At 34.5% G+C, this 25,974-nt stretch carries 20 protein-coding genes; 9 read left to right on the top strand and 11 right to left on the bottom strand.

Going from position 1 to position 25,974, the window contains the following annotated elements; all coding sequences use genetic code 11:
- Window positions 1–7 precede the first annotated feature (7 nt).
- The gene (locus JCM15579_RS11120) at window positions 8–1,006 is read right to left on the bottom strand and encodes a LacI family DNA-binding transcriptional regulator (protein ID WP_054720027.1); all 999 of its coding nucleotides are present in this window, start codon (window positions 1,004–1,006) and stop codon (window positions 8–10) included.
- Between the two features lie 202 nt (window positions 1,007–1,208).
- Here JCM15579_RS11120 and proC point away from each other — a divergent pair, with 202 nt between their 5' ends.
- On the top strand, window positions 1,209–2,006 hold the full coding sequence (proC, locus tag JCM15579_RS11115; protein ID WP_054720024.1) for a pyrroline-5-carboxylate reductase: 798 nt from the start codon (window positions 1,209–1,211) through the stop codon (window positions 2,004–2,006).
- A gap of 58 nt (window positions 2,007–2,064) precedes the next feature.
- Here proC and JCM15579_RS11110 read toward each other — a convergent pair whose 3' ends face one another.
- A complete protein-coding gene (locus JCM15579_RS11110; RefSeq protein ID WP_054720021.1) occupies window positions 2,065–4,155 on the bottom strand; it encodes a T9SS type A sorting domain-containing protein in 2,091 nt (696 codons plus the stop codon).
- Between the two features lie 197 nt (window positions 4,156–4,352).
- Between JCM15579_RS11110 and JCM15579_RS11105 the strand changes: the two genes are divergently transcribed.
- Window positions 4,353–4,733 (top strand): response regulator, encoded by a 381-nt coding sequence (locus JCM15579_RS11105; protein ID WP_054720018.1) that lies wholly within the window; start codon window positions 4,353–4,355, stop codon window positions 4,731–4,733.
- On the opposite strand, the gene JCM15579_RS11100 is transcribed toward JCM15579_RS11105, so the two are convergent.
- The 5 genes from JCM15579_RS11100 to JCM15579_RS11080 are packed head-to-tail and all read right to left on the bottom strand — an operon-like array spanning window position 4,730 to window position 11,006.
- Window positions 4,730–5,914 (bottom strand): SpoIIE family protein phosphatase, encoded by a 1,185-nt coding sequence (locus tag JCM15579_RS11100; protein ID WP_054720015.1) that lies wholly within the window; start codon window positions 5,912–5,914, stop codon window positions 4,730–4,732. The two genes, JCM15579_RS11105 and JCM15579_RS11100, sit on opposite strands and share 4 nt — an antisense overlap.
- A gap of 2 nt (window positions 5,915–5,916) precedes the next feature.
- Window positions 5,917–7,767 (bottom strand): [Fe-Fe] hydrogenase large subunit C-terminal domain-containing protein, encoded by a 1,851-nt coding sequence (locus JCM15579_RS11095; RefSeq protein WP_054720012.1) that lies wholly within the window; start codon window positions 7,765–7,767, stop codon window positions 5,917–5,919.
- 37 nt (window positions 7,768–7,804) lie between these two features.
- A complete protein-coding gene (locus JCM15579_RS11090) occupies window positions 7,805–8,056 on the bottom strand; it encodes an NAD(P)H-dependent oxidoreductase subunit E (protein WP_054720008.1) in 252 nt (83 codons plus the stop codon).
- A gap of 30 nt (window positions 8,057–8,086) precedes the next feature.
- Entirely contained in the window at window positions 8,087–9,271 is a 1,185-nt protein-coding gene (locus JCM15579_RS11085; protein ID WP_054720005.1) for a SpoIIE family protein phosphatase, read from the bottom strand.
- 25 nt (window positions 9,272–9,296) lie between these two features.
- Window positions 9,297–11,006, bottom strand: a complete 1,710-nt coding sequence (locus JCM15579_RS11080) for a [Fe-Fe] hydrogenase large subunit C-terminal domain-containing protein (protein WP_054720002.1) — start codon at window positions 11,004–11,006, stop codon at window positions 9,297–9,299.
- A 410-nt stretch (window positions 11,007–11,416) separates the two neighbouring features.
- Between JCM15579_RS11080 and JCM15579_RS11075 the strand changes: the two genes are divergently transcribed.
- On the top strand, window positions 11,417–12,643 hold the full coding sequence (locus JCM15579_RS11075; protein ID WP_054719999.1) for an outer membrane protein assembly factor BamB family protein: 1,227 nt from the start codon (window positions 11,417–11,419) through the stop codon (window positions 12,641–12,643).
- 51 nt (window positions 12,644–12,694) lie between these two features.
- Window positions 12,695–13,900: a DUF1579 domain-containing protein gene (locus JCM15579_RS11070; protein WP_054719997.1), complete on the top strand. Its 1,206-nt coding sequence runs from the start codon at window positions 12,695–12,697 to the stop codon at window positions 13,898–13,900.
- Between the two features lie 151 nt (window positions 13,901–14,051).
- Here JCM15579_RS11070 and JCM15579_RS11065 read toward each other — a convergent pair whose 3' ends face one another.
- A complete protein-coding gene (locus JCM15579_RS11065) occupies window positions 14,052–14,768 on the bottom strand; it encodes a hypothetical protein (RefSeq protein WP_054719994.1) in 717 nt (238 codons plus the stop codon).
- Window positions 14,769–15,848: 1,080 nt separating this feature from the next.
- Between JCM15579_RS11065 and JCM15579_RS11060 the strand changes: the two genes are divergently transcribed.
- Window positions 15,849–18,218 (top strand): ABC transporter permease, encoded by a 2,370-nt coding sequence (locus JCM15579_RS11060; protein ID WP_054719991.1) that lies wholly within the window; start codon window positions 15,849–15,851, stop codon window positions 18,216–18,218.
- The gene (locus JCM15579_RS11055) at window positions 18,211–19,176 is read left to right on the top strand and encodes an endonuclease/exonuclease/phosphatase family protein (RefSeq protein WP_054719988.1); all 966 of its coding nucleotides are present in this window, start codon (window positions 18,211–18,213) and stop codon (window positions 19,174–19,176) included. Before JCM15579_RS11060 ends, JCM15579_RS11055 begins: the two co-directional genes overlap by 8 nt.
- Window positions 19,177–19,273: 97 nt before the next feature.
- Here the strand turns inward: JCM15579_RS11055 and JCM15579_RS11050 are convergent, their stop codons facing one another.
- Window positions 19,274–19,651, bottom strand: coding sequence for a RidA family protein (locus tag JCM15579_RS11050; RefSeq protein WP_054719985.1), 378 nt, complete (start codon window positions 19,649–19,651; stop codon window positions 19,274–19,276).
- A 72-nt stretch (window positions 19,652–19,723) separates the two neighbouring features.
- Between JCM15579_RS11050 and JCM15579_RS11045 the strand changes: the two genes are divergently transcribed.
- Window positions 19,724–20,290, top strand: coding sequence for an anthranilate synthase component II (locus JCM15579_RS11045; protein WP_054719981.1), 567 nt, complete (start codon window positions 19,724–19,726; stop codon window positions 20,288–20,290).
- Between the two features lie 52 nt (window positions 20,291–20,342).
- Here the strand turns inward: JCM15579_RS11045 and JCM15579_RS21960 are convergent, their stop codons facing one another.
- Window positions 20,343–20,468 (bottom strand): hypothetical protein, encoded by a 126-nt coding sequence (locus tag JCM15579_RS21960; RefSeq protein WP_262493513.1) that lies wholly within the window; start codon window positions 20,466–20,468, stop codon window positions 20,343–20,345.
- 287 nt (window positions 20,469–20,755) lie between these two features.
- The gene (locus JCM15579_RS11040; protein WP_054719978.1) at window positions 20,756–22,930 is read right to left on the bottom strand and encodes a putative LPS assembly protein LptD; all 2,175 of its coding nucleotides are present in this window, start codon (window positions 22,928–22,930) and stop codon (window positions 20,756–20,758) included.
- Window positions 22,931–23,142: 212 nt separating this feature from the next.
- Between JCM15579_RS11040 and JCM15579_RS11035 the strand changes: the two genes are divergently transcribed.
- Both JCM15579_RS11035 and JCM15579_RS11030 read left to right on the top strand, forming a co-directional pair.
- On the top strand, window positions 23,143–24,297 hold the full coding sequence (locus JCM15579_RS11035; protein ID WP_054719975.1) for an N-acetylmuramoyl-L-alanine amidase family protein: 1,155 nt from the start codon (window positions 23,143–23,145) through the stop codon (window positions 24,295–24,297).
- Between the two features lie 64 nt (window positions 24,298–24,361).
- Window positions 24,362–25,588: an MlaD family protein gene (locus tag JCM15579_RS11030; protein ID WP_054719972.1), complete on the top strand. Its 1,227-nt coding sequence runs from the start codon at window positions 24,362–24,364 to the stop codon at window positions 25,586–25,588.
- The last annotated feature ends 386 nt before the right edge of the window (window positions 25,589–25,974 follow it).

Raw genomic sequence — 25,974 nt, 5'->3', positions numbered from 1 at the left:
TAGTTAATTATAAACGTTCTATTAATTTTGGTTCTAAAACAATTCTTTTGCTTATGCGTTCTTTTTCATTCATCACTTCTTCAAGAATATCCACGGTATAGTTGGCTATCTTTTCGATAGGTTGAGCAACAGAGGTAACCTTTGGTTTGGAATAATCGAACAAATCCAAATTATCAAAGCTCACAAACTTTACATTCTCAATTTTCTCTTTGTGAAATATATTCATTGCCCAAATTGCTTGAGCGGTAATCTGGTTATTGGTAAATACAACAGCATCCACTTGCTCTTCCATCAAATACTGTAATTGAGCTTTAGTACTTTCTTTTAGATTATTATTATCAACAATTCTAATCAAACGATCTTCAATGTGTATATTACTATCGCTTAAAGCTTCACGATAACCATCAATCCTAAGTTTTAAGGAATAAACATTTGGTGTAATGGAAAGTAATCCTATTTTTTTAGCTCCTTGCTGAATCACTTTTTGGACTGCATTCTTCATCGCTTTTTTATTCTCAACAAGAATATAGTTTCCCAAAAAATCTGGATGCTCTCTATCGAAAAATACCATTGGGAAACGTTGAGAGGTTAATGTATTTAGCATTCCTAAATTTTCGAAAGATGAAGCCAGAATAAGTCCATCAACCTGTCGGTTCACAAACATATTTAACAGCAAATCTTCTTTTTCCTGAGTTTCATCAGTACTTCCTATGATCAAATGATATCCTTTATCTGCCAGTAAATCTTCAATCAGGCGTCCAATTTTGGCATAAAACGGGTTGGATATATCAGGTACCAAATAGCCAATGGTATTGGTTTTACCTTTTTTTAAACTTTTAGCTATCTGGTTGGGCTGATAATTTACTTCGCGAACATATGCAAGTATTTTTTCTTGTGTTTTCTTGCTGATATTCTTTTCGTCTCCTTTGTTATTTAAAACAAAAGAAACCGTTGTTTTTGAATAACCTAGCTCCTGAGCTATATCTTTTATAGATTTCTTTTTCAAGATATTTATTTTTACTAAACCGTTTTACTAAATCGATTTATCAAAAGTATAACATTTTTTGAAAGAATGAAAATTTTTGCCCAAAACTCATATCATTTAATTGATAATTAAGTAAGGCTTTTTTAAATAAATTGTATTTTTATCTAATTATCAAGCGTATTTTCACACCTTTTACCTGATTATATAAAATAAATTATAACAGATGAAAAACCAAAAAATTTGTATCATTGGATGTGGTAATCTTGGAAAATCAATAGCCAAAGGATTATTGGAACATCAGGATTTTAATTCTGAAAACGTTATTGCAACTAGAAGAAAACTCAAATTTATCGAAGATTTAAAACCTTCTGGTGCTGAAATTACAACTGATAATCTATATGCCGTTAAAAACTCTAATATCATTTTAATAGCCGTTAAACCTTATAATGTTGATAAAATCATTCGTGAAATTAAACCTGAAATAAAAGAAGGGAAACACATATTGATTTCGCTGGCTACAGGTTTAGGTACTCATGAAATTTCTGAAATGCTAGATCATAAAATTCCGGTTTTTAGGGCTATGCCAAACATTGCTGCCGATATTAGAGAATCAATTACCTGCATTTGTAGTAAGAACTCATCCGCCGAACATACTCAAAAAGTAAAATCTATATTTGATGCAATAGGTGAAAGTTTAATCATCAATGAAGAATTAATGGAAGCTGCAACAATACTGGGAGCTTGCGGGATTGCCTTTGTTTTTCGATTCATTCGGGCAATGATTCAGGGAGGCATACAGATTGGTTTTGACGCAAACACAGCAAATCAAATTGTTTCTCAAACAGTAAAAGGTGCAGCCAAAATGTTACAAGAAAACAATAATCATCCTGAATCTGAAATAGATAAAGTTACAACACCTAAAGGTTGTACCATTGTTGGTTTAAACGAAATGGAGCATCAAGGTTTCTCTTCATCATTGATCAGAGGAATTGTAACTTCTTTTGAAAAAATTGAAAAGTAGTATATTTTTTTTACGCACCATAAATGATGAGTTATTCCCAAACAGAATGACTCATCGTTTATTTCACAAGAAGTAATTTTCGCTTTAATATCTCACCATCCACATTCATCTTCAGAATATAGACTCCAGCCGAAAGACCTTTTAGGTTAAATACCAAAGTATTACTAAAACTAGGTATGATTCCATTTCTCACTTCCATACCAGTACTTGAATATACACTCCAACTTATTTCGCTATATAAAATTTTACTTAGATCAATTGTAAATTTATCGACAGATGGATTTGGATAAATGGTCAAAAGCCTGTCATAGTTCATTTCAATCTGTTTTGAGATACTTGTACTTCCACAATCGTTTGTACCTGTCAAACTCACTGTATATTCTCCAACATTAAGATATTCATGATTTGGACTAACTTCATCTGAGGTATTTCCATCTCCTAAATTCCAAGTAAAAGAATCAAAATCTATTGATTGGTTAATTAAGCTTAGCTCTCTTTTTTGTATTGTATAATCAAAAACAAGTTTTGTCATATCAATAACTTTTACATCCCTACTGATTGTAATATCTGTACCATTTGAGGTATAGCTAAACAGAATTGATTTATTCCCCACAGAACTGTAGGATACATTATGAGGTCCAGGTCCAACAGCTTGTGTTGGTATAGCATCATCACCAAAATCCCAAAGCATATTTTCCGCTCCTTCATTAACGATAGCTTCCACCGTAAAATCATTACCAACGCATCTACTAGTTACATCAATCTTAAAAGATGGATCATATCCGTCCAAAGTTTCCACTCCCAAATTCAATGGGTCCAACCAATGTTTTAATTGTTCATTGATGTTAGAATAGTTTGCCCAACTTTCTGAAAATTTTGAATAATAATCATTAACAGAATTACCACAGAATGCATCACCTCCTGTTAAATCACCAATTATTCTATGGTGCTCATCAAAGAGAGGCGATCCAGACGAACCTCCCTCTGTTGTTCCAACTTCCCAATCTAATATTTGCCAACTTGTATTCTCATCAAAAGTGTAACGAGCATCCGAATAAGTAGCAGTTACAGGAGCATCATTATCAATGGAAATCTTTTTTGCATCACCACTCGGATGATGAATACATACTGTATTCGTCGGAACTCTTCCTGATCTATCCCATCCCGCATAATATGGAGTATAAGATACAGGCGGAGTATCTGAAAGTTCCAGTAGTGTAAAATCTATATTTTCAGTTGTTGCTCTTAACACTGCTCCAGAAATGGACTGAGTCTTAATTCCATCATTAGTATTACAATCAGAATTCTCATAGTTAAAATAAAAGATTGCACCATCAGCAACCTCTTGTTCATGCATAACATGATAGGCAGTTAATAAATATGGTGTTCCATCTTGATTCGTATTATTTACTAATGCTCCCGAAGCAATATACCCACTGCCATTTACAACGTAAGAAATGTGACAAACCGATTTTTTCACTACTTGCCATGCATTTCCTTCTTCACAATTAATATCAACATTACAATCACCAGAATCTCCCAACGTTTTTGTAGTTGATTCAATTCCTTTTAGCAAATTAAAAATGTTTTTATAATCATGTAGGATTGATCCAATTTCAATTTCAGCATTAAAATCAACTATCGCTGGTTCTATATACTCCATGGTGAGTTGATCTCCTTTTAAGGCTTCAATAGCAAATCTTCCTGATAATTTATTATTCTCATGAGTATATGCACCCAAAACGCGGTTGGATTGATCGTTGTAAACAAACAATTTAGATCCTGGTGGTATCCTAAACTTTGAAAGCATAAGTCCTAACGAGAAAGCACCTTCCGACTTAACGGAAAATCTCCAGACTCTTCTTCCATCACTTAGTTCTTCCCAAACACCATCTTCATCTATGCTGTAATCTACATTATAAGAATATGCATATTGCGCATATTTGAGCCTAACTCCAATATTATTATCATTCTCAACTACCGATTTCGATAATAATTTAAATTTAGGAAGTTCGACAAGCTTAAGGTTGGAATTAGCACCGCCATTTTTAAACAAAGGGCTACCACCATGTGAAATTTGTGCTTTTACAGCAAATGAGAGAATGAAAAGACTCAATACAAGTCCTGTTCTGATTAGTTTATATATCATGAGATTTTTTCTAGAGATTCTCAAAAATAACAATAAAGCTGATAAAGTCAATCTGTAAAAGTATATAGTCACCCTAATTAATGCCAATATTCAATAATTAAGCTTAAAGAATATTTTCATGCATGAAAGAAGACGTTCTTTTTCCAAAAAAAATAATTAAATTTGATAACCGAATATTGAAAACCTAATTACACCCAATGAGCACCGAGACTTTTAACTGGTCTGAAAAAACTATTCTAATAGCTGAAGATGTTGCATCAAATTATCTGTTTTTGGAGGAGGTAATTGGAAGAACTGGAGCTAAAATCCTGTGGGCTAAAAATGGTCAAAATGCCATTGAAATGTTTACGCAAAACAATATTGATTTAATTCTTATGGACATACAAATGCCATTACTAAATGGATTTGATGCCACTCGAGCGATCAAAAAAATCAATCCTAAAGTTCCGGTTATTTCACAAACGGCTTATGCTATGGCTGAAGACAGAGGAAAAAGTATCGCTGCTGGCTGCGACGATTATATTTCTAAACCAATTTCAAGTCAGAAACTATTACATCTTATAAATAAGTACTTCTAAATAAAAGTTAAGCTTACATCCTTTAAAAACTTTTCTTCCAGTAAACCTACAATCTTCTTTACCACGGTTCTTCTAATTTCAAGTTCTACAGGCAAGCTTGGATCCTGATGAGCAAAATTTATACGAGTACCGGATATGATTGAAATCTTATCACTCTGTAACAAATAATGCACAATTTGATCAGCAGGTCCATCTCCCAAATCATAATCAATAGTATATTCGTCCAGGATTCGAGCTACCTTTCCTATGGTAAGAATTCCCTCTGTAACCAAGTTGATGCCTTCCATATATGATGCTGGTGGTAATTCAGGATCAGTAATTTTCATACCTGCCGCAAATTTTAAATTCAATTCTCGAGCAAGTATCTCAGCAGTGGTACCTCCACAGATAATTTTCTTTCCCTTAAAGTGGTAAACACGCATTGCGTATTCAGAATCTTTGTCCTTTTCAAAAGGTGGTCCGGTACAAATTAAAAGCTTTCTTGGCTCTCTATAGTATATTACCCCTGCACTGGTATCATCTTTAGGTTCATCATTGTCATTTCTGGATGCCTTCTTCACCAATTGCAAACCTAAATTTCTTGCAGATATAAATGGTGTTGTTCGTACAATATTCTTTACGTAATTCAATGCATTCTCGTGCCCCCAACCAAATGGCAACTCTCTACTTCCCATTCCCGATTGCATAATGCCATCGGACCAAAACAAAATTCTATCCTCTTTTCTTGCCGTAAACGAACAAGTTCTTAACTGTTTTCCTTGATTCTCTTCACTATCAAGAGTTATTGTTCTCCATCCTGGATCATAAACTTCAGCTCCACGCATAACTACACAACAAGGATTATCAAACTCTATAATTCTGGTTGTTCCATCATATTCAATATCTATAATGGTGAATGTAGAATAGCTAACCTTTCGAACACTACAAACAGGTAGCGTGTTCATGATAATTTCGGCAATTGATATTACATCCTTATGCTCCGCCGTAAAATTCATTGCCATAGAAGCCGTAAGTGTTGCCAAAACATTTGCTTTTACACCACTCCCCATTCCATCACTTAAAACTGCAATTGTTCTGTTTTCCTCTTTTATTCTTCTAGAAAGAAAAACATCACCACAAATCATATCCCCATGATGGTATAACTGCTGACAATCAATATCAATGTGAAATTTATCTTCCATTCTTATGAATTTTCTTTATCACCCGGAGTGTGAGATTTGATAATTGAATTCAATAATTTCTCTGTCTTGGAGGCACTTTCTCCTAGTAAAAATGCAATTTGTTGAACGGTTTGAAGGTTTTCCTTAATTACAGCTCTTGCTCTTCCTATCACCTCTTCTTTTCTCACTTCAGGAGCATATAAATCACGGATAATTCCACCTACAATTTTGTTTTTCTTAATTGTAAATACCGATACATTAAATAAAGAATTACCATAGTGAACATCTTTATTCAAAATATCTTCACCATTAAGAATAACTGTTGAAAACAGCTTGTGGAATGGAATCAATTTCTTTAAGTCCGCGTCAACTAAACCAGGAATAATTTCACTTAACATTTTTGCTTCATCTCCCAATAAATCAATAAAGCTAGTGTTAGATTCGATAACTTTTAAGTTTTCATCTACAATTACAACTCCAGAAGGCAATTTTTGCAACATGGCAGATACCGTTTCCGAAGCTTCTTGAGCTATGGCTCTTTCTTCATTGGCTATCCTCTCCGATTCTTTTAAAGCTGTTTTAGTTTGAGAAAGTTTAGAATTTGTCGTATTGAGTTCTTTGATCACAGAATTCATATTCTTAATGGTGTAGGAAGAACACATCTCAAAATTTGCCAAGCCTTGACATTTCGCAATGGCAAACTCACGGCATGACTCATAACCGCAAGAACCACAACCTAACTGATCTTCAATCTTCTCTTTTCCCATTTCAACAAGAACCTGATTCACTTCCTCTTCCGATGGAGTTGGAAGGCTTTGTCCTCTCGATTTGAAACCTCGGTTAAGATCTAAATTCTTGTATTCATCTATTTCCCTTTGCCATTGTTTCTCATCAAAGGTCTTCAACCTCTTTCGAACATATCTTATAACCTGTGACCTTCTTGAAAACTTACGCCCCCCAACAGAAGTTCCAGGCCCCATGATACATCCTTCGCAATAAAATAAATCCAAATGTTGATTTAAATTATGCTGAGTTTTAAATTCATTAATGGAACGCAAAAAGTTATTTCTTCCTTCGGTACTGATTATGTCACCGTTTAACATGCTAACATCAATGTCTGCAGCCTGGAACAAACCATGACTAATTGGAAACAAACCACCTAAACGAGCAAAGGGAGGATCAAATTCTGAAAACTCTACAGAATTCTCTGTAATTTCATATTCTTTAAATAATTTTCTGAGTTCAACAAAACTAAGTACCGCATGAATATCTCCATCCGTACTATTGAAAAACTTTAAATCATTTTTACTTGCAACACATGGCGATAGAGAAACCACCTTTACATTTTTCCCATATTTTTTACGTACAACCTTCGCCATTGCCACGTTTGGAGGCACAATGGGAGCAAGATTTTCAACCAAATCTGGATGAAAATTCTCTACCTGATTTACCACTGCCGGACACTTGGTTGATATGTAGTATTTACCATGGAAATTATCGAAAAGATTCTTGTATTTATAGGCAACCAAGTCGGCACCAAATGCAGCTTCAACCACATAGTCAAAGCCTAAAGCACGAATCATTCCTACAAAATTTCTATAATCCAAAATATCATCAAACTCACCAGAAATACTTGGATCACAAATCGCAACAACTGGATCGTTACCACTCAATAAGATTTTAACCCGATCTTCGGAATTCCTATACTCGATTGCATTTTGAGCACAAACGGTTACACAATTTCCACATCCAATACATCTATTTCCAATGATATGGGCATAGTCATTCTCTATTTTTATCGCTTTGGCGGGACAAACACGAATGCAAGTATAACTAAGATTACACTTGTCCTTATTGGTTAGGATTAAAGGCATAATACGGGGATTTTAGGATTGGAAACTAAAGCATAAATTAAACAAGGCCAAAAACCCCATTCAATATTTCAATTACACCTTCAGGATCAATTTCCTCGTATAATTCATCATCAATTTTAAGAATTGGTCCTTTGGCGCAATTGCCCGTACAAAGTTCTCCGTGAAAGAAAACCTTATCTTTTAATTTATTTTCTTCTAAGTAAGTATTAATTGCTTTAAGAGCTTTACCATTACCTCTTGAAAAACATGAGCTTCCCAAGCAAATGGTGATTTCAATTTTCTCAGCCATCTAGTTTATTGTTTTGTTATCTAGTACAGTTTAAATATAGCTAAGATCTACTTCTTTTAAAAACTTTTCCTCTAACAAGGCAACGATATTCTTTACAACGGTGCGTCTAATTTCCAATTCAACAGGAAGTTTGGGATCCTGATGTGCAACATTGATTTTGGTTCCATTAATGATAAATATCTTGTCGCTTTCGAGTAGAAGTTTAACAATTTTATCGGCGGGGCCATTTCTTAAAACCGTATTTTGATTGTAATTGCTTAAGATTCTATTCACCTTACCCAATGTCAATATTCCCTCGGTCACCAAATCAACACCATCAATAAAGGAAACTGGAGGCAATTCGCTATCGCAAATATTTAAATCAACTTTTATAGGTTTTTGCAACTCTCTGGAAACAATCCCAGCGGTTGTTCCTCCACACACAATTTTTGTTCCCTCAAACTCACTCATTTGCTTTACCAGCTGCACATCTTTCGATTTTTCGTAAGGAGGCCCTGTACAAATCATCAAATTACGAGGTTCTCGGTAATATAAAACTGCGCACGAAGTATCATCCTTAGGCTGATTACTATTGTTTGCACAAGCTCTTTCTACAATATAATTTCCCAAACGGCGAGCAGAAACATAAGGTTGCTTTCTAATCAAAGCTTTTGCAAACTGATCCACATTTTCCATCCCCCAACCAAATGGCAAACGTCTGGTTCCCATTCCCGAATTGGTTACACCATCAGAACAGAATATAATTCGATCTTCCTTTTGTGCTTTAAATCGATATGAATAAAGTATTTTACCCTTATTGGCTTCTCCTTCCGGATGTAATTCTTCACATTCAGGCTTATAAGATTCCAATCCCCTTAATATCAAACAATCAGGATTATCATAACTAATAATCCGGGTATCACCATCACACTCAATTTCTACAATGGTAAAGGTAGAGTATCCAGCTTTTCGCTTGCTACAAACAGGCAGAGTTTTCATGATGATTTCAGCAGCTTTTCTGATATCCTTGTTCACCTTCATGTAATTCAAAATCATCGAAGCGGTAAGTGTTGCCAACACATTGGCTTTTACACCACTGCCCAAACCATCGGAAAGTACCAGTATCGTTCGGCCTTCATCTTTAAGCTTTCGCGACATAAAAACATCACCGCAAATCGATTGGCCTACCTGATTTCTTTGCTGACATTCAACCTCTATGTAAAAATCATCTTGCATATCCGTTCAACTTTAGCTTTGGTTTTTATTCTGCTGGCTTATAAAATTCTACAATCGAATTCAGCATTTCTTCTGTTTCCGATGCATTTTCTCCAAGTAGGTATGCAATCTTCTGAACTGTTTCCAAATTTTTCCTGTTCACAGTTTTTGCCCTGTTCACAACCTCTTCCCTTTGTATGTAAGGTTGCGACATATCCCGAACAATTGCCCCTACAATTTTATGTTTATGGATACTAAAAATACTTACATGTAGTATTTTATTTTCATGTTTTATATCTCGCTCTAAATTATCAACTCCTGTTGTTAAAGCTGATGCAAACAGCTTATGGAATGGGATTATCTTTTTCAAATCAGCATCTACCAAACCAGGTATGGTTTGGTACACCTCTTCAATCTCTTCTCCTAATATTCCGGCAAAACTTTGATTGGCCTCTATAATTTTCAACTCATCGTTTACAATTACAACCCCAGAAGGAATTTTACGCAGCAAAGCAGAAGATTTATCCTGTGCGATTTTCCTCATATATGACACGCACATATTCGGTTCTGAACGATCCTCCAAGTAAGCCTTTGCAAATTCTCTACATGAATTGTATCCACATCCTCCACAATTGATTTCATCTTTGTCAGAATACTTCCCAATCATGGTTAAGGCCTCTTTGATACTATTTTCAGAATGTTCATATTTTGGAATTGGCAAAATAGATTCAAAGTTACGCTGAATAGAAAAATCGGCATTCAAAACAGCTACTTCATCAGAATCTAACTTATTAATTACCTCTAGACGTTTAATGGCCGTAGAGTACTCCTTTTCAGTACCAGGACCATTCACACATCCGCCTTCGCAGGCCAACAACTCTAAAAACAGTTTGTTGGTTTTACCATATTTATTTAAATCGCTTAAAACATTTTTAATATTTCCAATGCCAGAAAAGGTCATGTAAACCGCATCGGTAGCGCTAACATTTTCTTTTATCCCCATGATCATACCTCCATCAATCGGATATAAAATGCCACGTCCGGCTTTGCCTGGAATAAATTTATTATTGACTTTATCCTCAGGAAACAGATAGGGATCCAAATTTTCCTCGTCGAACCAATTTTTCAAATCAGTAAATGTTAAGGATGCATCCAATAATTCAGGAAATTCATCACTTTCCACTTTCTTAGCTATACATGGTCCGATAAAAACAACTTTTGAATCAGGCGATTTTTCTTTTAAGTACTTCGCATGAGTTAACAAGGGAGATAAAAACGGGGTAATATTCTGCTTATATTCCGGATAGTGCTTACAAATCATTTCTACTACCGAAGGACAAGCCGATGAAATGTAAACGCCATTCTCTCCACTATCTACATAGCTAGCTACATGTTTTGAAACCTCTTGAGCCCCAAGTGCTGTTTCTGAAACTTCAGCAAAACCCAATTCTTTCAAAGCTGAAATAAACTGATCATCCTTTAGGTTAGGAAACTCAGTTACGAATGATGGCGCTATGGAAACAATGATACGATCACCTCGATTAATCATCATTTTTACTCGTTTCACATCGTCACGTACTTTTTTTGCATTTACAGGGCATATTTGCGTACAAGTACCACAATAAATACAATCGTTGTGAAGAATTTGAGCTGAATTGTTCACTACCTTAATTGCCTTTAAAGTACATTCACGTATGCACTTGTAGCAATCCTGACAATCGTTCTGTTCTGTATAAACTGGCTTTAAAACATCCATAAGATATAATTGTAATCACGTATCTCATTTAGCTTCTGCAAAGTTGAATATTTATGTTACTGATAAGCCTAAATATTATCTGTTTGGGAACACATCTAATCTATTCATACCAGTTTTAAATAAGGGAACTACCAAACTTTCGACCTTCATACAAAGAACATCGAAATCTCATTCTAAATAGAGCTAAAATTTAAGTTGAAAATTGATTCATTTACGGACATGAATTGTTCATTACCGAACAACTTTATGGCACTTCTAAAAGCTGCCATTTTATTAATTGGCTTATAACTTGCCACTTCTATTCTTAGGCTTGGTATTTGATATATCAATGTGTTGATAAATATGATTTTCAATTCTTTATCGTATTTTAATCTAAACCTAAAAGACTAATATCAAACAATAATAATCAAATGAAAAAGACCAATCTATTTTTTACCATTTGCGCAATACTGTTTTCTGCGCTATTAAATCATGCACATTCTCAAGAAGTTCCAAGCCAGGAATGGAATCAATTTAGAGGCGCTAACCGAAGTGGTTCTGCCGACAATGTTGATCTTACGAGTTTCACTGACAAAGAACCCAAACTGGTTTGGAAAAAAAAGCTCGGCGATGCCTTCTCTGAACTTACAATTGCCGGAGGTAATATTTACACCATGACCAGCGAAAGAAAAGATAGCATTACCGGTGATGAGTTTATTGCGGCCTTCGACGAAAAAACCGGGGATGAAATATGGAGAACTAGAGTTGATAACATGTTCTTCGACACCTTTGGCGATGGACCTAGATCTACTCCCGCAATTGGAGAAAAGAATGTTTACAGCCTTAGCAGCTACGGAAAACTAAGTGCCAATTCGAAAGAAGATGGAAAAACTCTTTGGCAAGTAGATTTTATGAAAGAATATGGAAGTAAAGTTCCACGTTGGGGTTTTAGTTCTTCACCAGTAATTGTAGGAAACAATATAATTGTTGAAGTTGGTGGTACCGATTCAAGAGCATTTATGGCCTTCGACAAAAGTACAGGTAAGGAAGTATGGCAAAAAGGAGAAGGCATAGCCACCTACAACTCACCTGTGCATGGTAAAATTAACGATAAGGAATGCATCATTTTTGCCAACGGCAGAAAAGTATACTCTTTAACTACTGCAGGCGATACACTCTGGACATACAACTCTCCCATTAGCAATCCTACAGGAATGCCAATTGTGTTTGATGGCAACAAGATATTTATTTCGGCCGTTAGAAATCCTGGGTTTATTGTTCTTGAGGTAAACAACAATAAAGCAAAAGAAATATCACGTGGTACCAGTATGAAAAACGACTATAGCTCATCAATTTATTACAATGGCTATGTATATGGTTTCCATGTAGCAGCCCTACAATGTATTTCGGTTAAAACCGGTGAAAAAAAGTGGACAAAAAGAGGTTATGGTAAAGGAAGTTTAATTCGCATTGGCGATCAGCTTTTGGTGCTTTCAGATAAAGGGAAATTAATTCAGGTAAAAGCTACTCCTGATGCATATACCGAGCTAGGCAACATTCAGGCTATTGATGGTAAATCATGGACTGCACCTTCGTTTGCAAATGGAAAAATCTACTTAAGAAATCTAACTGAAATGGCTTGCTACGAATTAAAATAATTCGGAAATTGAGTCTGTAAAATCAAAAAATAATCAATAAAATATACCCAAATGAAACTGAAAAAACTACAAGTATTCTTTCTGTTTTTCTTGTTTTTAACGCCTGGTATTCTTGTAGCTCAAACCGCTGAAGAAATTATTGCCAAGCACATTGAAGCACACGGAGGAGCAGAAAAATGGGATAAGGTGGAAGCCCTGAAAATAACGGGTCGTTTTACCGCTTTTAGTCTTGAAAAGAACTTTACAAGCTACAAAACAAAATGCGGAGCCTATTACTCGGATTTGTTTTTAGGCGAGAAACATGTTTTCGAAGGATTTAATGGAAAGTGCGGTTGGACCATCGATCCTTGGCAAGAGATTGAATATGCAAGAAACATCAATTCAAGCGAAACCAATGTTTTCAAACAAAAAGCTGAATTCTTCACTCCTTTTTTAAACTACAAGAAGAAAGGTCATCAGGTAGAGTATATCGGAAAAGAAAATGTAGATGGCGACGAAATGTACGTGCTAAAACTTACACGTGAGGATGGTAAATCGGAAAAATGGTACCTGAACACCAAAACCTATTTTGAGTACAAATGTGAAGCGCCTTGGGTGGATTTTGCTCAACCGGTGCCAGCCGAAATGTATTTTGATGACTTTAGAGAAGTTGACGGCATTATTGTTCCTTTCTTTATTGAACGCACTTTTTGGCAACGCGATCGCATCACCCAAATCGAGAGTGTAGAACTTAACCCTAAAATCGATAAATCTTTATTTGCGATGCCTAAACGCAAAGAGATCTCGAAATTGGCTTTTATGGAAGGTGACTGGGATGTAAAACTTGAGTTTATGGGACGTCGTGGTACCTATCAGGAACGAGGAAGTACGGAATCTTGTATCAAATTTGCTTCGACCAACTTGTTGCAAGAACAGATTAGCTACGAAAATGGTTTCCCAAATAAGCTAAGCATTAACTTTACATACGATGCTGGAACCCAGAAATACAGAATTGCTGCATTCAACGATTTTGCATCAACATTCGACATGTTTCAGGGTGAATTAAAAGACAATGTATTGGTAATGGAAGATACACAGGTAAGCTACTCCGACAAAGCAAATCCTACGAGAATGTGTCGCCAATTTACCTATACCCAAATTGACAACAACCAATTTACCGTAGAAAACAAAGTATCAACCGACGAAGGTAAAACCTGGAAACCACAAGCCAGATTAACCTATACCAGAAAAACTGAAAATACTTTGAGTAAAAAATAACTACGGCTGAACCTTTATGTAATCCTCATTCTCTTCGGAGTTTGAGGATTTTTTTTGCCAAAGAAAAACCCCGAGTTACCAAGTCGGGGTTTGGATTCAACACTCAATCAACCATGTCAAAAATGCTGAACCTCAGAGCTTCATTCTTAAGCTATTCATTATTTTGTTCGTCTGTAACCACTTCTTCGGTAGTTTCTTCCTTTTTACCATTAGTTGTAACCGGAAATTTAAACCACTTTAGCATCTCATCATTACCTTCGTAAATATATTTTGCCGCTTTTACATACTTCGCCAAACTTTCATACAAAACATTTAAAGTCACAACCCGTTGTTCCGTTGCTCTACCACGTTCAACCATACTTTTGGTCTGAGCATTCATTAAGGCCTTTAAATTATTCTTTCGCTCATCAATTTTGGCAAACATATCTTCAGTCCAGGCAATTTTCATTAACTCCTCTTTATGTAAGTTTACCATGAATTGGAAGTCTGAATAAAACATATACATGTTTTTCGCAGATTTACGCGCATCCAAGTAATCATTAAAGCCAAACTGATTCCATATGTTCTTATCATTCGGAAATACCAATTCAATATCAAATTTGCAGCGCTGATACAACTTTGCACATTCATCAACCTCTTTATTAATATTATCGGTAGATTTTGCCTGAATATCGATGTGCACCTTATCGGAAGGGATACTGCTTGCAGCATTATACTGATCTTTTATTAGTTGTAAGGATTCCGGCTTAAAGTAAGTCGAGAAAGATTCAAATTTTGAATGTTCTTGTTCAAGTATACTTATGATTTGACTTGAAAAACTAACAAAAACTGCATCGGAACAGTTGTAAAGTCTTGTAGTACTAGTCATGTTATAATATTATTTAAGTAAGTTTTATTTGCAGTATGAATTTAAACACTGAGATTATTATGTCCAAATAATTTTAAAATTATTTTTTAACATCAGTACTTTTTTCGCAATCTATTAAAATCCACTTATAGCTTATTTACTAATATTTTACAGCCATCAACTTGGAAATACAGGCATTTTATCATTGCACAACAAAAATAAAATAAGCCTATATTATAATTACTATTCAAATGATATCTCTATTGTTTTTTACACCTACAGTTAAACTTTAAAGAAAATTCAAAATGATTTACATTATATATCTCATGATTTTCAAGCTGCATAAAAATTTTCTATGCCATAACTAAACTATTACCTCGAATCTTTTATACTTCACTGTCATGATATTGCTTCATGTGGTTCTCTTATAAATACCACTTAACCAATGATTGAAACATTCTCCTGATAGTTTAATACGATCCACCTCTATATTGCCTCTATCCACCTTCTAGTTGATCTTTTGTAGTATCGTGTTATGATATCTCACTACTCGGTTGTTCTCAAGCTTCTACATATTATCATCTTCCACCAATCGGTTGCGATTCTTTAGTTACATGTTGCCTTATTCCACCCGCGTGTTGCAGTGTTCCGGTATCAGGTTACAGTTTTTCACCACTCCGTTATAATCTTCCGCTGCTCGGTTGAAGTTTTCCATCGGGGCTACTTAGTTTTTATTTTGATAATAATTACTATTCTATCATTTCCATTCATTAATAAGCAACAACTATCTATAACCAACACAAACAAATCTTCAACCTATCACCAACAAGAATATTATTTTCCAAGCATACATATAAACATGGCATACTAAAGCATTTTTAAGTCTACCCAATTCTTTAATAGATACATTTCATAATCAACTAAAAAGAATCTTATAACAAACTATCAGATCATCACTATAAAAACCCAAACGGATTCAATATTTTACATATCTGACACTTACACAAGCAAACAATATTTGACAACTAAATTCTACGTTGAATATCATAATAAATTAAAAATTATTATATAGCTTTAGCATAAATCAAAAACCCAACCCAAATGTTTAGAAACTACCTTAAAACTGCAATTCGCAACTTGCGGAATAATATTACATTCACCTTAATCAACACCATTGGTCTTTCCATTGCATTGGCAGCCTCATTTATTATTGTTCTTTTTGTAATTAATCAGCTAAGTTTTAATCAATGTCATAAAAACAAGGAGTCGGTATATAGAGTAATTAATCATTACATCGATTTTAAATCATATATGACTGGCACACCATACGTGTTATGCGAAACCATTAAAGAAGAAATCCCTCAGGTTTCGAAAGCAAGTAATTTACAAAACACAAGATCTTTTAGCATTCAATTGCAAGACGAGAGCATTAATACAAAGAGAGTTTTTGGCTGCCAGTCGGATATTTTTGACATTTTTAGTATACCCATACTACATGGCTATAACAACGGAAAATTATTAGACGATTTGCAGGCCATCTGCATTTCAGAATCAATGGCAAAAAAGATATTTTCTACAAGTAATGCTGTAGGCAAAGAAGTAATTGCTACAATAAATGAAAAAGAAATTGCTTTTAACGTTGTTGCTGTTTTTAAAGATTTACCAAAAAATTCAACCTTTCGACCTAATTGCTTAATAAATGGCTTAAATAATATTCCACGAATGAATAAACATTTTAGCACCGAACATGCCGAAAGCAATTGGGATTTAGATTTTTGGACAACCTGGATTAAATTAGCCGATGGTAGCAATCAAGAGGAAGTTACAAAGCAACTAAAAGAGTTCGAGAGCAAGTACCTGAAAGATAAAGGACAAAAGGCTTACTCTCTTCAAAAACTATCTGATGTTTATTTAAACTCTGAGCATATTCAATCCAACGACTTAAAAGGCAATTGGAATTCTATTAAAATATTTATTGCCATAGCTATCGCAATTATCCTTGTAGCACTTATTAATTACGTAATCCTGTCAACAGCCGTATCCTCGAACCGATCTACAGAGATTGGAATCAGAAAAACATTTGGCGCAGCTAACAAACAAGTAAGCCTACAATTTTTAACCGAATCGCTTATTTTATCGGTAATGGTATTACCCATAGCCATCCTTTTAATGATTCTTGCCAGACCCTATGCCGAAAATTTATTCGAAACTAGCCTTCCAATAATACCAGGTAATATGGTTTATTACTTGTTAGCTTATCTCTTCTTGAGCATTTTTATTGGTTTCCTTGCTGGATTATATACAGCCTTGGGATTATCAAGATTAAAGGTTGTGGATATACTGAAAGTAAAGATTGTACAAGGCAACAAAAAGAACTTTGTACGTTCATCATTAATTATCCTGCAATTAATAATCTTTTGTTTTTTTGTGGCTTGTGCTTTTGTGATTAATGCACAATACCAACTTGCCATAAGTAAGAATCCCGGCTTTCACAACAAGAATGTTTTATTGGCAAATGTTCGAAACAGAGAACTACTTAAACCCTTCTTAAATGAAGTTAGACAACACTCAAGTGTCATTAAAGCAGGTGGTGCTGCTAGCGGCTTACCATCCTACAGCAGTGCTACAATGATGTTTCCACACCAGCAAAACAAGGAAGAAAAAGTAAAAGTTGAGGGCTTTTTTGTGGATTTTGGATTTTTGGAAACCATGGGAGTAGAATTAAAAGAGGGTCGTTATTTTAAAAGCAACAACGCTAATGATACCAAATCAGCATGTATTTTAAACGAAACTGCACTTAAGGCATTTGGAATAGAAAATGCCATAGGCAACAAGCTGGAAACATACGAAATTATTGGTGTGGTAAAAGATTTTTATCTTCACTCCTTTCATACCGAAGTTCCACCATTAATGATTGTAATTACGGAAAATTACCTTTCTCAAATCGCCATACAATATCATGAAGAATCAAAAGAAGACCTTCTCTCCTATTTGCATGCTTCATGGAACAAATTATCCCCTGACACCAAACTTGAAGTAAGTACCGTTGAAGATCTTATCAAACAAATGTACGCGAGTGAGAAAAACAAATTTACCATTGTAAGTATATTCGCATTTTTCACCATGCTTATTGCCTCATTTGGTTTATTTGGACTTACACTTTTTTTTGCCCGAAGCAGAACCAAGGAAATTGGAATCAGAAAGGTTTTGGGCTGTTCTGAAATGGATATCATCTACTCTTTTGTAAAAACCAACATTATATTCGTGACAATTGCTTGCATCCTTTCAATCCCAATAACCAATTATGCGATGAATATCTGGTTAAAAGATTATGCATTAAAAACGGATATCGAATGGAGCTTTTATATCTTTACATTTCTTATCGCAAGCATAGTGGTAATTATAACAGTATTGACTCATTCCTACCGAGCATCAAAACTAGATCCAGTAAAATCGTTAAGATATGAATAAACGGATGTCAAAAGACAAACACACCATTGCATTCTATAACCTTGAGAATTTTTTCGACACTAAAAATGATCCGAAAAAGAATGATAATGATTATTTGCCCAATGGCAGCAATCATTGGACGGAGAATCGATATATAAGCAAGTTGGAACACATTACAGCTGCCATCGCATCTATTCAAGATAGCAAATTGCCAATAGCCATTGGTGTTGCCGAAATTGAGAATGCCACAGTTTTAAAAGATCTGATTTATCAACCTGCATTCAAAGGAGAGTATGGCTTTGTACATTTCGATAGTCCTGACAGAAGAGGGATTGATGTAGCCCTACTCTACCACAAAAAAGATGTAAAGATTTTAGCTTCCGAAAAAATACTGGTAAAATTGAATGGCAATTCTCATTTTGCCACAAGAGACATTTTGTATGTAAAAACGAAAATAGAAAATGACATCATTCATTTTTTTGTGAATCATTGGCCATCCAGAGGTGAAGGCATTTTAGCTTCGAACCCCAAACGCATTGCTGCTGCCGAATGTTTGCATCAAAAGGCAAAAACCATACTTAGCGAGGATGCAGATGCTAAAATCGTTATCATGGGTGATTTTAACGATTTACCAGTAAGCAAATCCATAAGCAAACACCTACATGCCAAACCGCATAAAAACATTAGCACATACGAGTTTTACAATCTTGCGACAATTCCTTACGAAAAGAAATTGGGCAGTTTGTTTGCCAAAAAACATTGGCTAATGTTCGATCAAATTATCATTAGCAAAGGAATGCTAAAGGGAGAAGGAATAAAAATAACCAGTCCTCGCCTAACCATTCATGGCGATAAAAGCTTGTTGTATTTCGATCAGGAAGCTGGAATATACAAACCCAACCGAACCTATTCGTATCACACCTATCATGGCGGTACATCGGATCATTTGCCAATATATGTGGCATTGGACAAAAACTAATACCGATTATTAATTAATATTTAACAGTTTCGCTCTGGGTATAAAAAAAGCTGCCAATCGTCAATTGGCAGCCCTTCATATATCTTTGTAGATGGAATTACTTCACAGCAATGGTTTCAATTTCAACCAAAGCACCTAGAGGAAGATCCTTAACAGCAAATGCTGCACGTGCAGGACAATCTTCTTTGTAATATTCACCATAAACTTCGTTCATTACAGCAAAGTTTGAAATATCGCTCAACAAACAAGTTGATTTAACTACATCCTTAAAGCTATAACCAGCTTCTTCCAAGATGTAACCAATGTTTTTCATTACTTGCTCAGTTTGTTCTTTAACACCACCTTCAACAAATTTACCAGTAGCAACATCAACAGGAAGCTGTCCTGAGATGTATAAAGTTCCGTTTGCTTCTACTGCCTGGCTGTATGGTCCGATTGCCTTTGGCGCTTTTTCTGAATTAATACACTTTTTCATTTCAGTTAATAATTAGTATTTGTTAAAAATTCATTTATTTTGCGGTCGCTAAGTTAAAAGAAAAAAGTATTAATGAGAATAGCTATTATAGATAATTACGATTCATTCACTTATAATTTATCTCATATTGTTGAGCAATACTGCGACAATTGCATTGTTATGAGAAACAATCAGGTTGATTGGGAAGAATTAGATAAATGCGATCGTATTATTTTTTCTCCTGGCCCTGGATTACCATCAGAGGTAAAGGTAATGGGAGAAATTCTGGATAAATATGCCGGGCAAAAAGCTATTCTGGGAGTTTGCTTAGGAATGCAGTATATGGCCGAATATTTCGGTGCCAGCATTTACAATTTACCTGAAATTATTCATGGAATCCCTAAAGCAACTATTATTACAGAACCTACCGAAATTCTTTTTAAAAACATTCCGAACCCATTTAACTCGGGCAGATATCATTCCTGGGCTGTATCTCGAGAAAAATTTCCAAGTTGCCTTAGCATCACCTCTACCGATGAAAATGAAGTCATCATGTCGATACGACATAAAGAGTTAGATTTATGTGGTGTGCAGTTTCATCCGGAATCTATAATGACAGAAAGAGGAAATTTGATGCTGAAGAATTGGAGTCTTGGATAAAAAAAAAAGCCGCAATATTGCGGCTCCATTTTGTACTTTATATTTTACTTGTCTAGAACTGAATATCCTGCCAAGCTTGCTTCTTCTCGTATTTCAAATCCTGAAGTATAGATGAATCTACATTAATCATGAAATTATAGGACTGATAGGTTCCGAACGGAATGGTATTGAATGACATCTTCCAACAGTGCAAATCTCTTGTAATTGTGAATTGAGTTGCCGTTACTTCTTTATCCGTAAAGTCATAACCCGATGAAAAGCTAACCTTCCACTTTGGAGTTAAACTAAACTGTCCGTTGATACCTAAATTTTGATTGATGGTTTTTCTGCTGGTTGGTTTCGAATAGGTCCATCCATAATCAATCGAAAACGACCATGGAATATCAAAGTCTACATATCGAGGGTCACGCCATTTCTCAGGTTGATCATCATCAGAACCTCCACTATTATTCTTGGTATTTGGATTTAAATCCTTCGACGAAAGACTAAATCCAACATCAATAGAGCTTGTGTTAAACGTGGGCCAAATTCATCAATCTTGCTTGTTCCATTAGTATTCAACTTATAAGGATCAACTGTACCATTGAAATTCAAATCCAATCTTTTATTAAAAATCTTGGTTCTACCGGTCATTCTAATAGGAGACCAATTCAAAGAATCAGCAAACATATTATATGAAGTAGAAAACTTCAAACTCTCCAGAATCTTCACCTTCTTCATATCCTCAAGACCTGTAGTATCATTGGCTGTTCTAATTTTAGCTTCAATATTATTATCCAAACTTAAATTAACAGACCCAGCCTCTCGAGCTCCTGTAGGAGTGCTATACAAACCTCCCTCGAATATCGAATACTCCACATCTCTCTTTTGAATTGGGTCATAATAAGTCTTGTAGTATTTACTTCTCGGTACGCCAATCTCAGGAGTATAACTAACACTAACAGATGGAGTCATTACGTGACGGATAGCTGCCACTTTTGATGTTTCTTTAAACATATACATACCATAAATCTTCGGGCTTAAGGAAAGAGAAGCCCCTGTCGAGTAATTATGGGCGTACCTAAATCCCTGTATGGTATCAACACGAACATCTCCATCTCCTCCATCCGCTTCTGGATCCCATGATTTTCGAATAGATCTGGTATACAACACTCCTCGGTAATTTAAGGTAGGAGAAAGTGTTAAATCTTTAGCCAACTTAAAATTGGTAGTAATTGGAATGCTATGTTCATACCCATTCTCCCAATCCTTTTGTAAAGATGAACTCATTAATTCACTTTCCTTCATTCCACTCTTAGTGCGGTTTTCCAATTTAGAAGAATAACTAACACCTATTTTATCGTACCAACGCAAATTTGAACTCTTTCCCTTCTTTCTAAAAGGGTAAATCTGAGTCATATTCAATGACATATTTGGCAGGGTAAGCGAAATGGTTGTATCACGACTATTTTGCGAGTGACGCAAACTAGCATTCAAACTAAATGGACTATCTGCCCATTTCTTACTATATGCAATACTCGATTGTTTTTGATTATTGGTAATCTCCTTAATCGACATTGAGTTATTTCTATCATTATTTGATGTAGAAACATTAACCGAAGCAGAAAATGTTCTGTATGGATTTGCTTTTGCATCTTGTGTGTGATTCCAACGAATTGCAAAGTCTGTAGTTTCGTAATAATCCGGAAGACCTTTGTCTCCATACTTGTTAAAGTGATACTCGGTTTGCAAAGTACCGCTATATCGATATCTTTTTTTGTATTTTGATTGAACGTATGTTCCCCAAGAGCCATTGGAGAAAATATCACCCGTAACCGATAAATCCAGATAATCATTTATTGCCCAATAATATCCACCTCCGCGCAGATTAAAACCTCTTCGTTGTTCCTCACCATAACTAGGTATTATGATACCTGAGGTATAGGTTGAACTAAAAGGAAACATTGCAAAAGGCAATCCTAGAGGTAAAGGCACATCTTCTAAAACCAAATGCAAAGGCCCAGAAACAATTTTATCATCCTTTATCATCTTTGCCTTGGTCATTTTCACATAAAAATGAGGATGCTCATGATCACAAGTAGTATATTTACCATTTCTCAAATAAAAAACCTTATCATCTATCTTCTTGGTAATTTGACTGTGCACAAATCCACCTTCTTGCTCTGTTATTACTTCATTTACCAAACCCTTTCCTGTATCAAAATTATATTTCAATTCTTTACAGGAAAACTCTTCTGATCCATCTTTAAACTCAGGCGTAAACACATAATTCCCTGTTGAATCTTGAATACCATAGGCATAAGCTTGTTTCTTTTCAAGATCCAGCTCAATATAATAAGCCTTTAACTCCGTCTGCCCATATTTTACAAAAGCATTTTTGGTAAGAAAAACCTGCTGACCTGTTAATGAAAAAACTATAGTATCATCGCAATTGTATTGAACAACCGTTTCGAAAAGTGGTTTTTTCGCTTTAGTTGAATCAGCCGCCAAACTATCTTGAGCAAGATCAAGTGTATCTTTTTGTAATCTAACCTCCTCTTTTAAAATCTTTTCAAGCGCATAAGAGCTAAAGTTGGCATGTAACTTGTCATTAGAATTTTTGTAATTAAAATTCTCAATAGCAAATATGTTCAGTGGCATTATCGTTCCAATGAAAAGAATAAAAACCTTTTGTAGTAATTTCAATTGCAATTTATATCTGTTATTTTTGTGAAAAGTTCTGATTTAATTTTGTGCTGCTAGTTAAACCGCAGTTCGTGCTTAAGTCGCCAAAAATACAAATAAAAGTACTATAATCCCTAATCGAAACGAACTTGAAAACATTTTTTAAGTTCTTTTATGAAATTTGCCTGATGAACATTAACTCCCATAAAATTATAAAACGATTATTTACAAGAACATCCTTTGGGTTGATTCTTTTATTAGCTATATGCAGTTTTGAAAATGGATTATATGCCCAAGAGCAATCTTACCATATTAAAACGGTAGTTATTGATGCTGGACATGGAGGAAGAGATCCAGGAGCATTGGGAAAGTCATCTCGTGAAAAAGATATTGTTTTAAATATAGCGTTGGAACTTGGTGGATACATAGAGAAATATTTTCCGGAAGTGAATGTTGTCTATACCAGAAAGACAGATGTGTTTATTCCGCTAAATAAAAGATCGGAAATTGCAAACAAAAATAAAGCAGACTTGTTTATATCCATCCACGCCAATGCAAATAACAATTACAGGATTAGTGGTACAGAAACTTATACCTTAGGATTACACAAGACAAAAGAAAACCTTGCTGTAGCGATGAAAGAGAATGCCGTTATGCAATACGAAGACGATTGGTCCACCAAATATGAAGGCTTTGATCCTAACAATCCGGCCTCTTACATTATTTTTAATTTGATGCAAGGCATAAATCGAGACAAAAGCATTAGTATGGCAGAACTTACCGAATATCAATTTAAGCACAGAGTGGGACGTCATTCCAGAGGTGTTCGAGAAGCAGGATTTTGGGTACTTAAGCAAGTAAGTATGCCTTCTATTTTGGTTGAAGTAGGCTTTGTTTCGAATCCAACCGAAGAGAAGTTTCTAAAAACTAAAAAAGGACAAGATTATTTAGCTAGTGCAATTTTCAGAGCATTTAGAGCATACAAAGACAAGATTGAACAAACCAGTGTTGTTCTTCATAAACAAAAGGAAAATGAGGAAAAAATTGAAAATGAAATTGAGAATCATGAAAATACTGCTGAACAAGTTGAGTATTGCATTCAATTAAAATCATCCATTAAGCAGATTCCTTTAAACTCTAAAGTCTTTAGAAACTTAAAAAACATTACAGAACGAAAAATAAATGGAACTTATAAGTATACCACAGGTTCAACATCAAATTATTCTGAAATAGTAAATCTACAAAAGACAGTACGTAAAAAAATAAAAGACTGTTTTGTAGTGGCTTTCTACAAAGGGAAACGAATTTCTCTTTCAAAAGCGAAGGAACTTCAAAAAACATGATTAGTTTTACATTAAACAAACCAGTTTTTCCTGCGTACAATATCTATTATATAATACAGTTTGTATGAAAATTTCAAAAGATTCAATAATTGGCTTAGTTGTTATAGGTGCAATTGTAATTTTAATTTGGGGCATAAATTTCCTTAAAGGATTTAACATGCTGTCATCAGAGCAAAGTTTTTGTGCCAAATACGAAAGAGTTGACGGATTAAAAAAATCAAGCCCAGTTACGCTAAGAGGATACAAGATTGGACAGATTAAATCCATACAATTTAGTTCAAGTGCAGATAATCTGATCGTTGAATTTTCCATTTCAGACGAATTCCAATTACCTAAGGATAGCGAAGCAAGAATTGTGAGCTCAGATATCATGGGAACAAAAGAGATACAATTGATCCCTGGTAATTCAAAATTAACCTTAAGCACTGGCGACACATTACTTGGTAGTATCGAAGGCGATTTAAAAGAACAGGTAAGTATGCAAATGCTGCCTTTAAAAAGAAAAGCAGAGAACCTAATGTCTAGTGTCGACTCAGTTCTATCGGTTATACAATACATTTTTAATAAGGATACTCGTGAAAATCTCACAAAAAGCTTTGGAAGTATTGAACAAACCTTTAAGAAACTTGAAAACACATCAGGAACTTTGGACACCATAGTTACTGGCCAGAAAACTCATATGGAAAATATCATTTCCAATGTTGATTCCATTACAACAAATTTGAAGGAGAACAATAAAAACATTTCAAATATCCTTACCAATTTCTCATCTATTAGTGATTCATTAAAAGCTGTAGAAATTGCACAAACCATTAACAATGCAAAGCTAACTCTAAAACAATCCAACGAAATATTGCAAAAAATTAATTCCGGACAAGGATCAATGGGAATGTTGATAAACAATGATACATTGTATATGAATTTAGAAGCTGCTTCGAATAGCTTGACAAATTTGTTAATTGATTTAAAAAACAATCCTAAAAAATACATGCACTTCTCCTTATTCGATACCGGGAAAACGGTATATATGAATTCTAATAAAACCAAGAAAAAATTAGACAAGGAGAAACAAACTCATTATAGAGTTCAAATTCTTTCTTCCAAAGCGCAAGTCGATCTGAATGACTCAATTTTCAAAGGATACAAGAAAATTGATGAAATATATTATAATGGTCTATTTAAATATACCTTGGAAGATACTCAGAACTATAAAGAAATTATAAGAAAACTTAAAAGAATTAAAGCCGATTTCCCGGATGCCTTTATTATTAAAATAACACCCGAGGATTAGCCTTTCACTTAACCATTTCAATTATAGTTAAACTAAAACCTATTAACTAGCTGATTTTATTGATGTAATAAAAGATCATTAAATTCTTTTTAACAGCCATCAATTTATGTTATATTTTTGTTTAATTCTAAACAATATTTTAAGATAAAAAAGTATGATATAGAAACCTGCTAAATGTCAGGCTTTTAAAAAAATAATCTATTCAACACACTGATAATGTGATACTTAAAAAATTTAGATTTTTTTTCATTTCTGTATCATCGATTTACAGTAGGTTAGACATTCTTTTTAAAAAATCAATAGAAAAATAATTTTTTTTTCTTTTTTTTTTTCACAATCTTGCATAAGCAAAAATCGACACACCCTAATTTTTTAAAACACTGAAA

The organism is Marinifilum fragile JCM 15579 (genome assembly GCF_001310955.1).
GTDB lineage: Bacteria > Bacteroidota > Bacteroidia > Bacteroidales > Marinifilaceae > Marinifilum > Marinifilum fragile.
The sequence above is the reverse complement of the archived record's forward strand: the minus strand, read 5'-3'. Positions and strand labels throughout refer to the sequence as shown.

Bases quoted from the DNA above. Each gene is read 5' to 3' on its own strand.
- proC (WP_054720024.1), top strand. From the start codon at position 1,209: ATGAAAAACCAAAAAATTTGTATCATTGGATGTGGTAATCTTGGAAAA.
- JCM15579_RS11110 (WP_054720021.1), bottom strand. From the start codon at position 4,155: ATGATATATAAACTAATCAGAACAGGACTTGTATTGAGTCTTTTCATT.
- JCM15579_RS11105 (WP_054720018.1), top strand. From the start codon at position 4,353: ATGAGCACCGAGACTTTTAACTGGTCTGAAAAAACTATTCTAATAGCT.
- JCM15579_RS11100 (WP_054720015.1), bottom strand. From the start codon at position 5,914: ATGGAAGATAAATTTCACATTGATATTGATTGTCAGCAGTTATACCAT.
- JCM15579_RS11095 (WP_054720012.1), bottom strand. From the start codon at position 7,767: ATGCCTTTAATCCTAACCAATAAGGACAAGTGTAATCTTAGTTATACT.
- JCM15579_RS11090 (WP_054720008.1), bottom strand. From the start codon at position 8,056: ATGGCTGAGAAAATTGAAATCACCATTTGCTTGGGAAGCTCATGTTTT.
- JCM15579_RS11085 (WP_054720005.1), bottom strand. From the start codon at position 9,271: ATGCAAGATGATTTTTACATAGAGGTTGAATGTCAGCAAAGAAATCAG.
- JCM15579_RS11080 (WP_054720002.1), bottom strand. From the start codon at position 11,006: ATGGATGTTTTAAAGCCAGTTTATACAGAACAGAACGATTGTCAGGAT.
- JCM15579_RS11075 (WP_054719999.1), top strand. From the start codon at position 11,417: ATGAAAAAGACCAATCTATTTTTTACCATTTGCGCAATACTGTTTTCT.
- JCM15579_RS11070 (WP_054719997.1), top strand. From the start codon at position 12,695: ATGAAACTGAAAAAACTACAAGTATTCTTTCTGTTTTTCTTGTTTTTA.
- JCM15579_RS11065 (WP_054719994.1), bottom strand. From the start codon at position 14,768: ATGACTAGTACTACAAGACTTTACAACTGTTCCGATGCAGTTTTTGTT.
- JCM15579_RS11060 (WP_054719991.1), top strand. From the start codon at position 15,849: ATGTTTAGAAACTACCTTAAAACTGCAATTCGCAACTTGCGGAATAAT.
- JCM15579_RS11055 (WP_054719988.1), top strand. From the start codon at position 18,211: ATGAATAAACGGATGTCAAAAGACAAACACACCATTGCATTCTATAAC.
- JCM15579_RS11050 (WP_054719985.1), bottom strand. From the start codon at position 19,651: ATGAAAAAGTGTATTAATTCAGAAAAAGCGCCAAAGGCAATCGGACCA.
- JCM15579_RS11045 (WP_054719981.1), top strand. From the start codon at position 19,724: ATGAGAATAGCTATTATAGATAATTACGATTCATTCACTTATAATTTA.
- JCM15579_RS21960 (WP_262493513.1), bottom strand. From the start codon at position 20,468: ATGTCATTCAATACCATTCCGTTCGGAACCTATCAGTCCTATAATTTC.
- JCM15579_RS11040 (WP_054719978.1), bottom strand. From the start codon at position 22,930: ATGCCACTGAACATATTTGCTATTGAGAATTTTAATTACAAAAATTCT.
- JCM15579_RS11035 (WP_054719975.1), top strand. From the start codon at position 23,143: ATGAACATTAACTCCCATAAAATTATAAAACGATTATTTACAAGAACA.
- JCM15579_RS11030 (WP_054719972.1), top strand. From the start codon at position 24,362: ATGAAAATTTCAAAAGATTCAATAATTGGCTTAGTTGTTATAGGTGCA.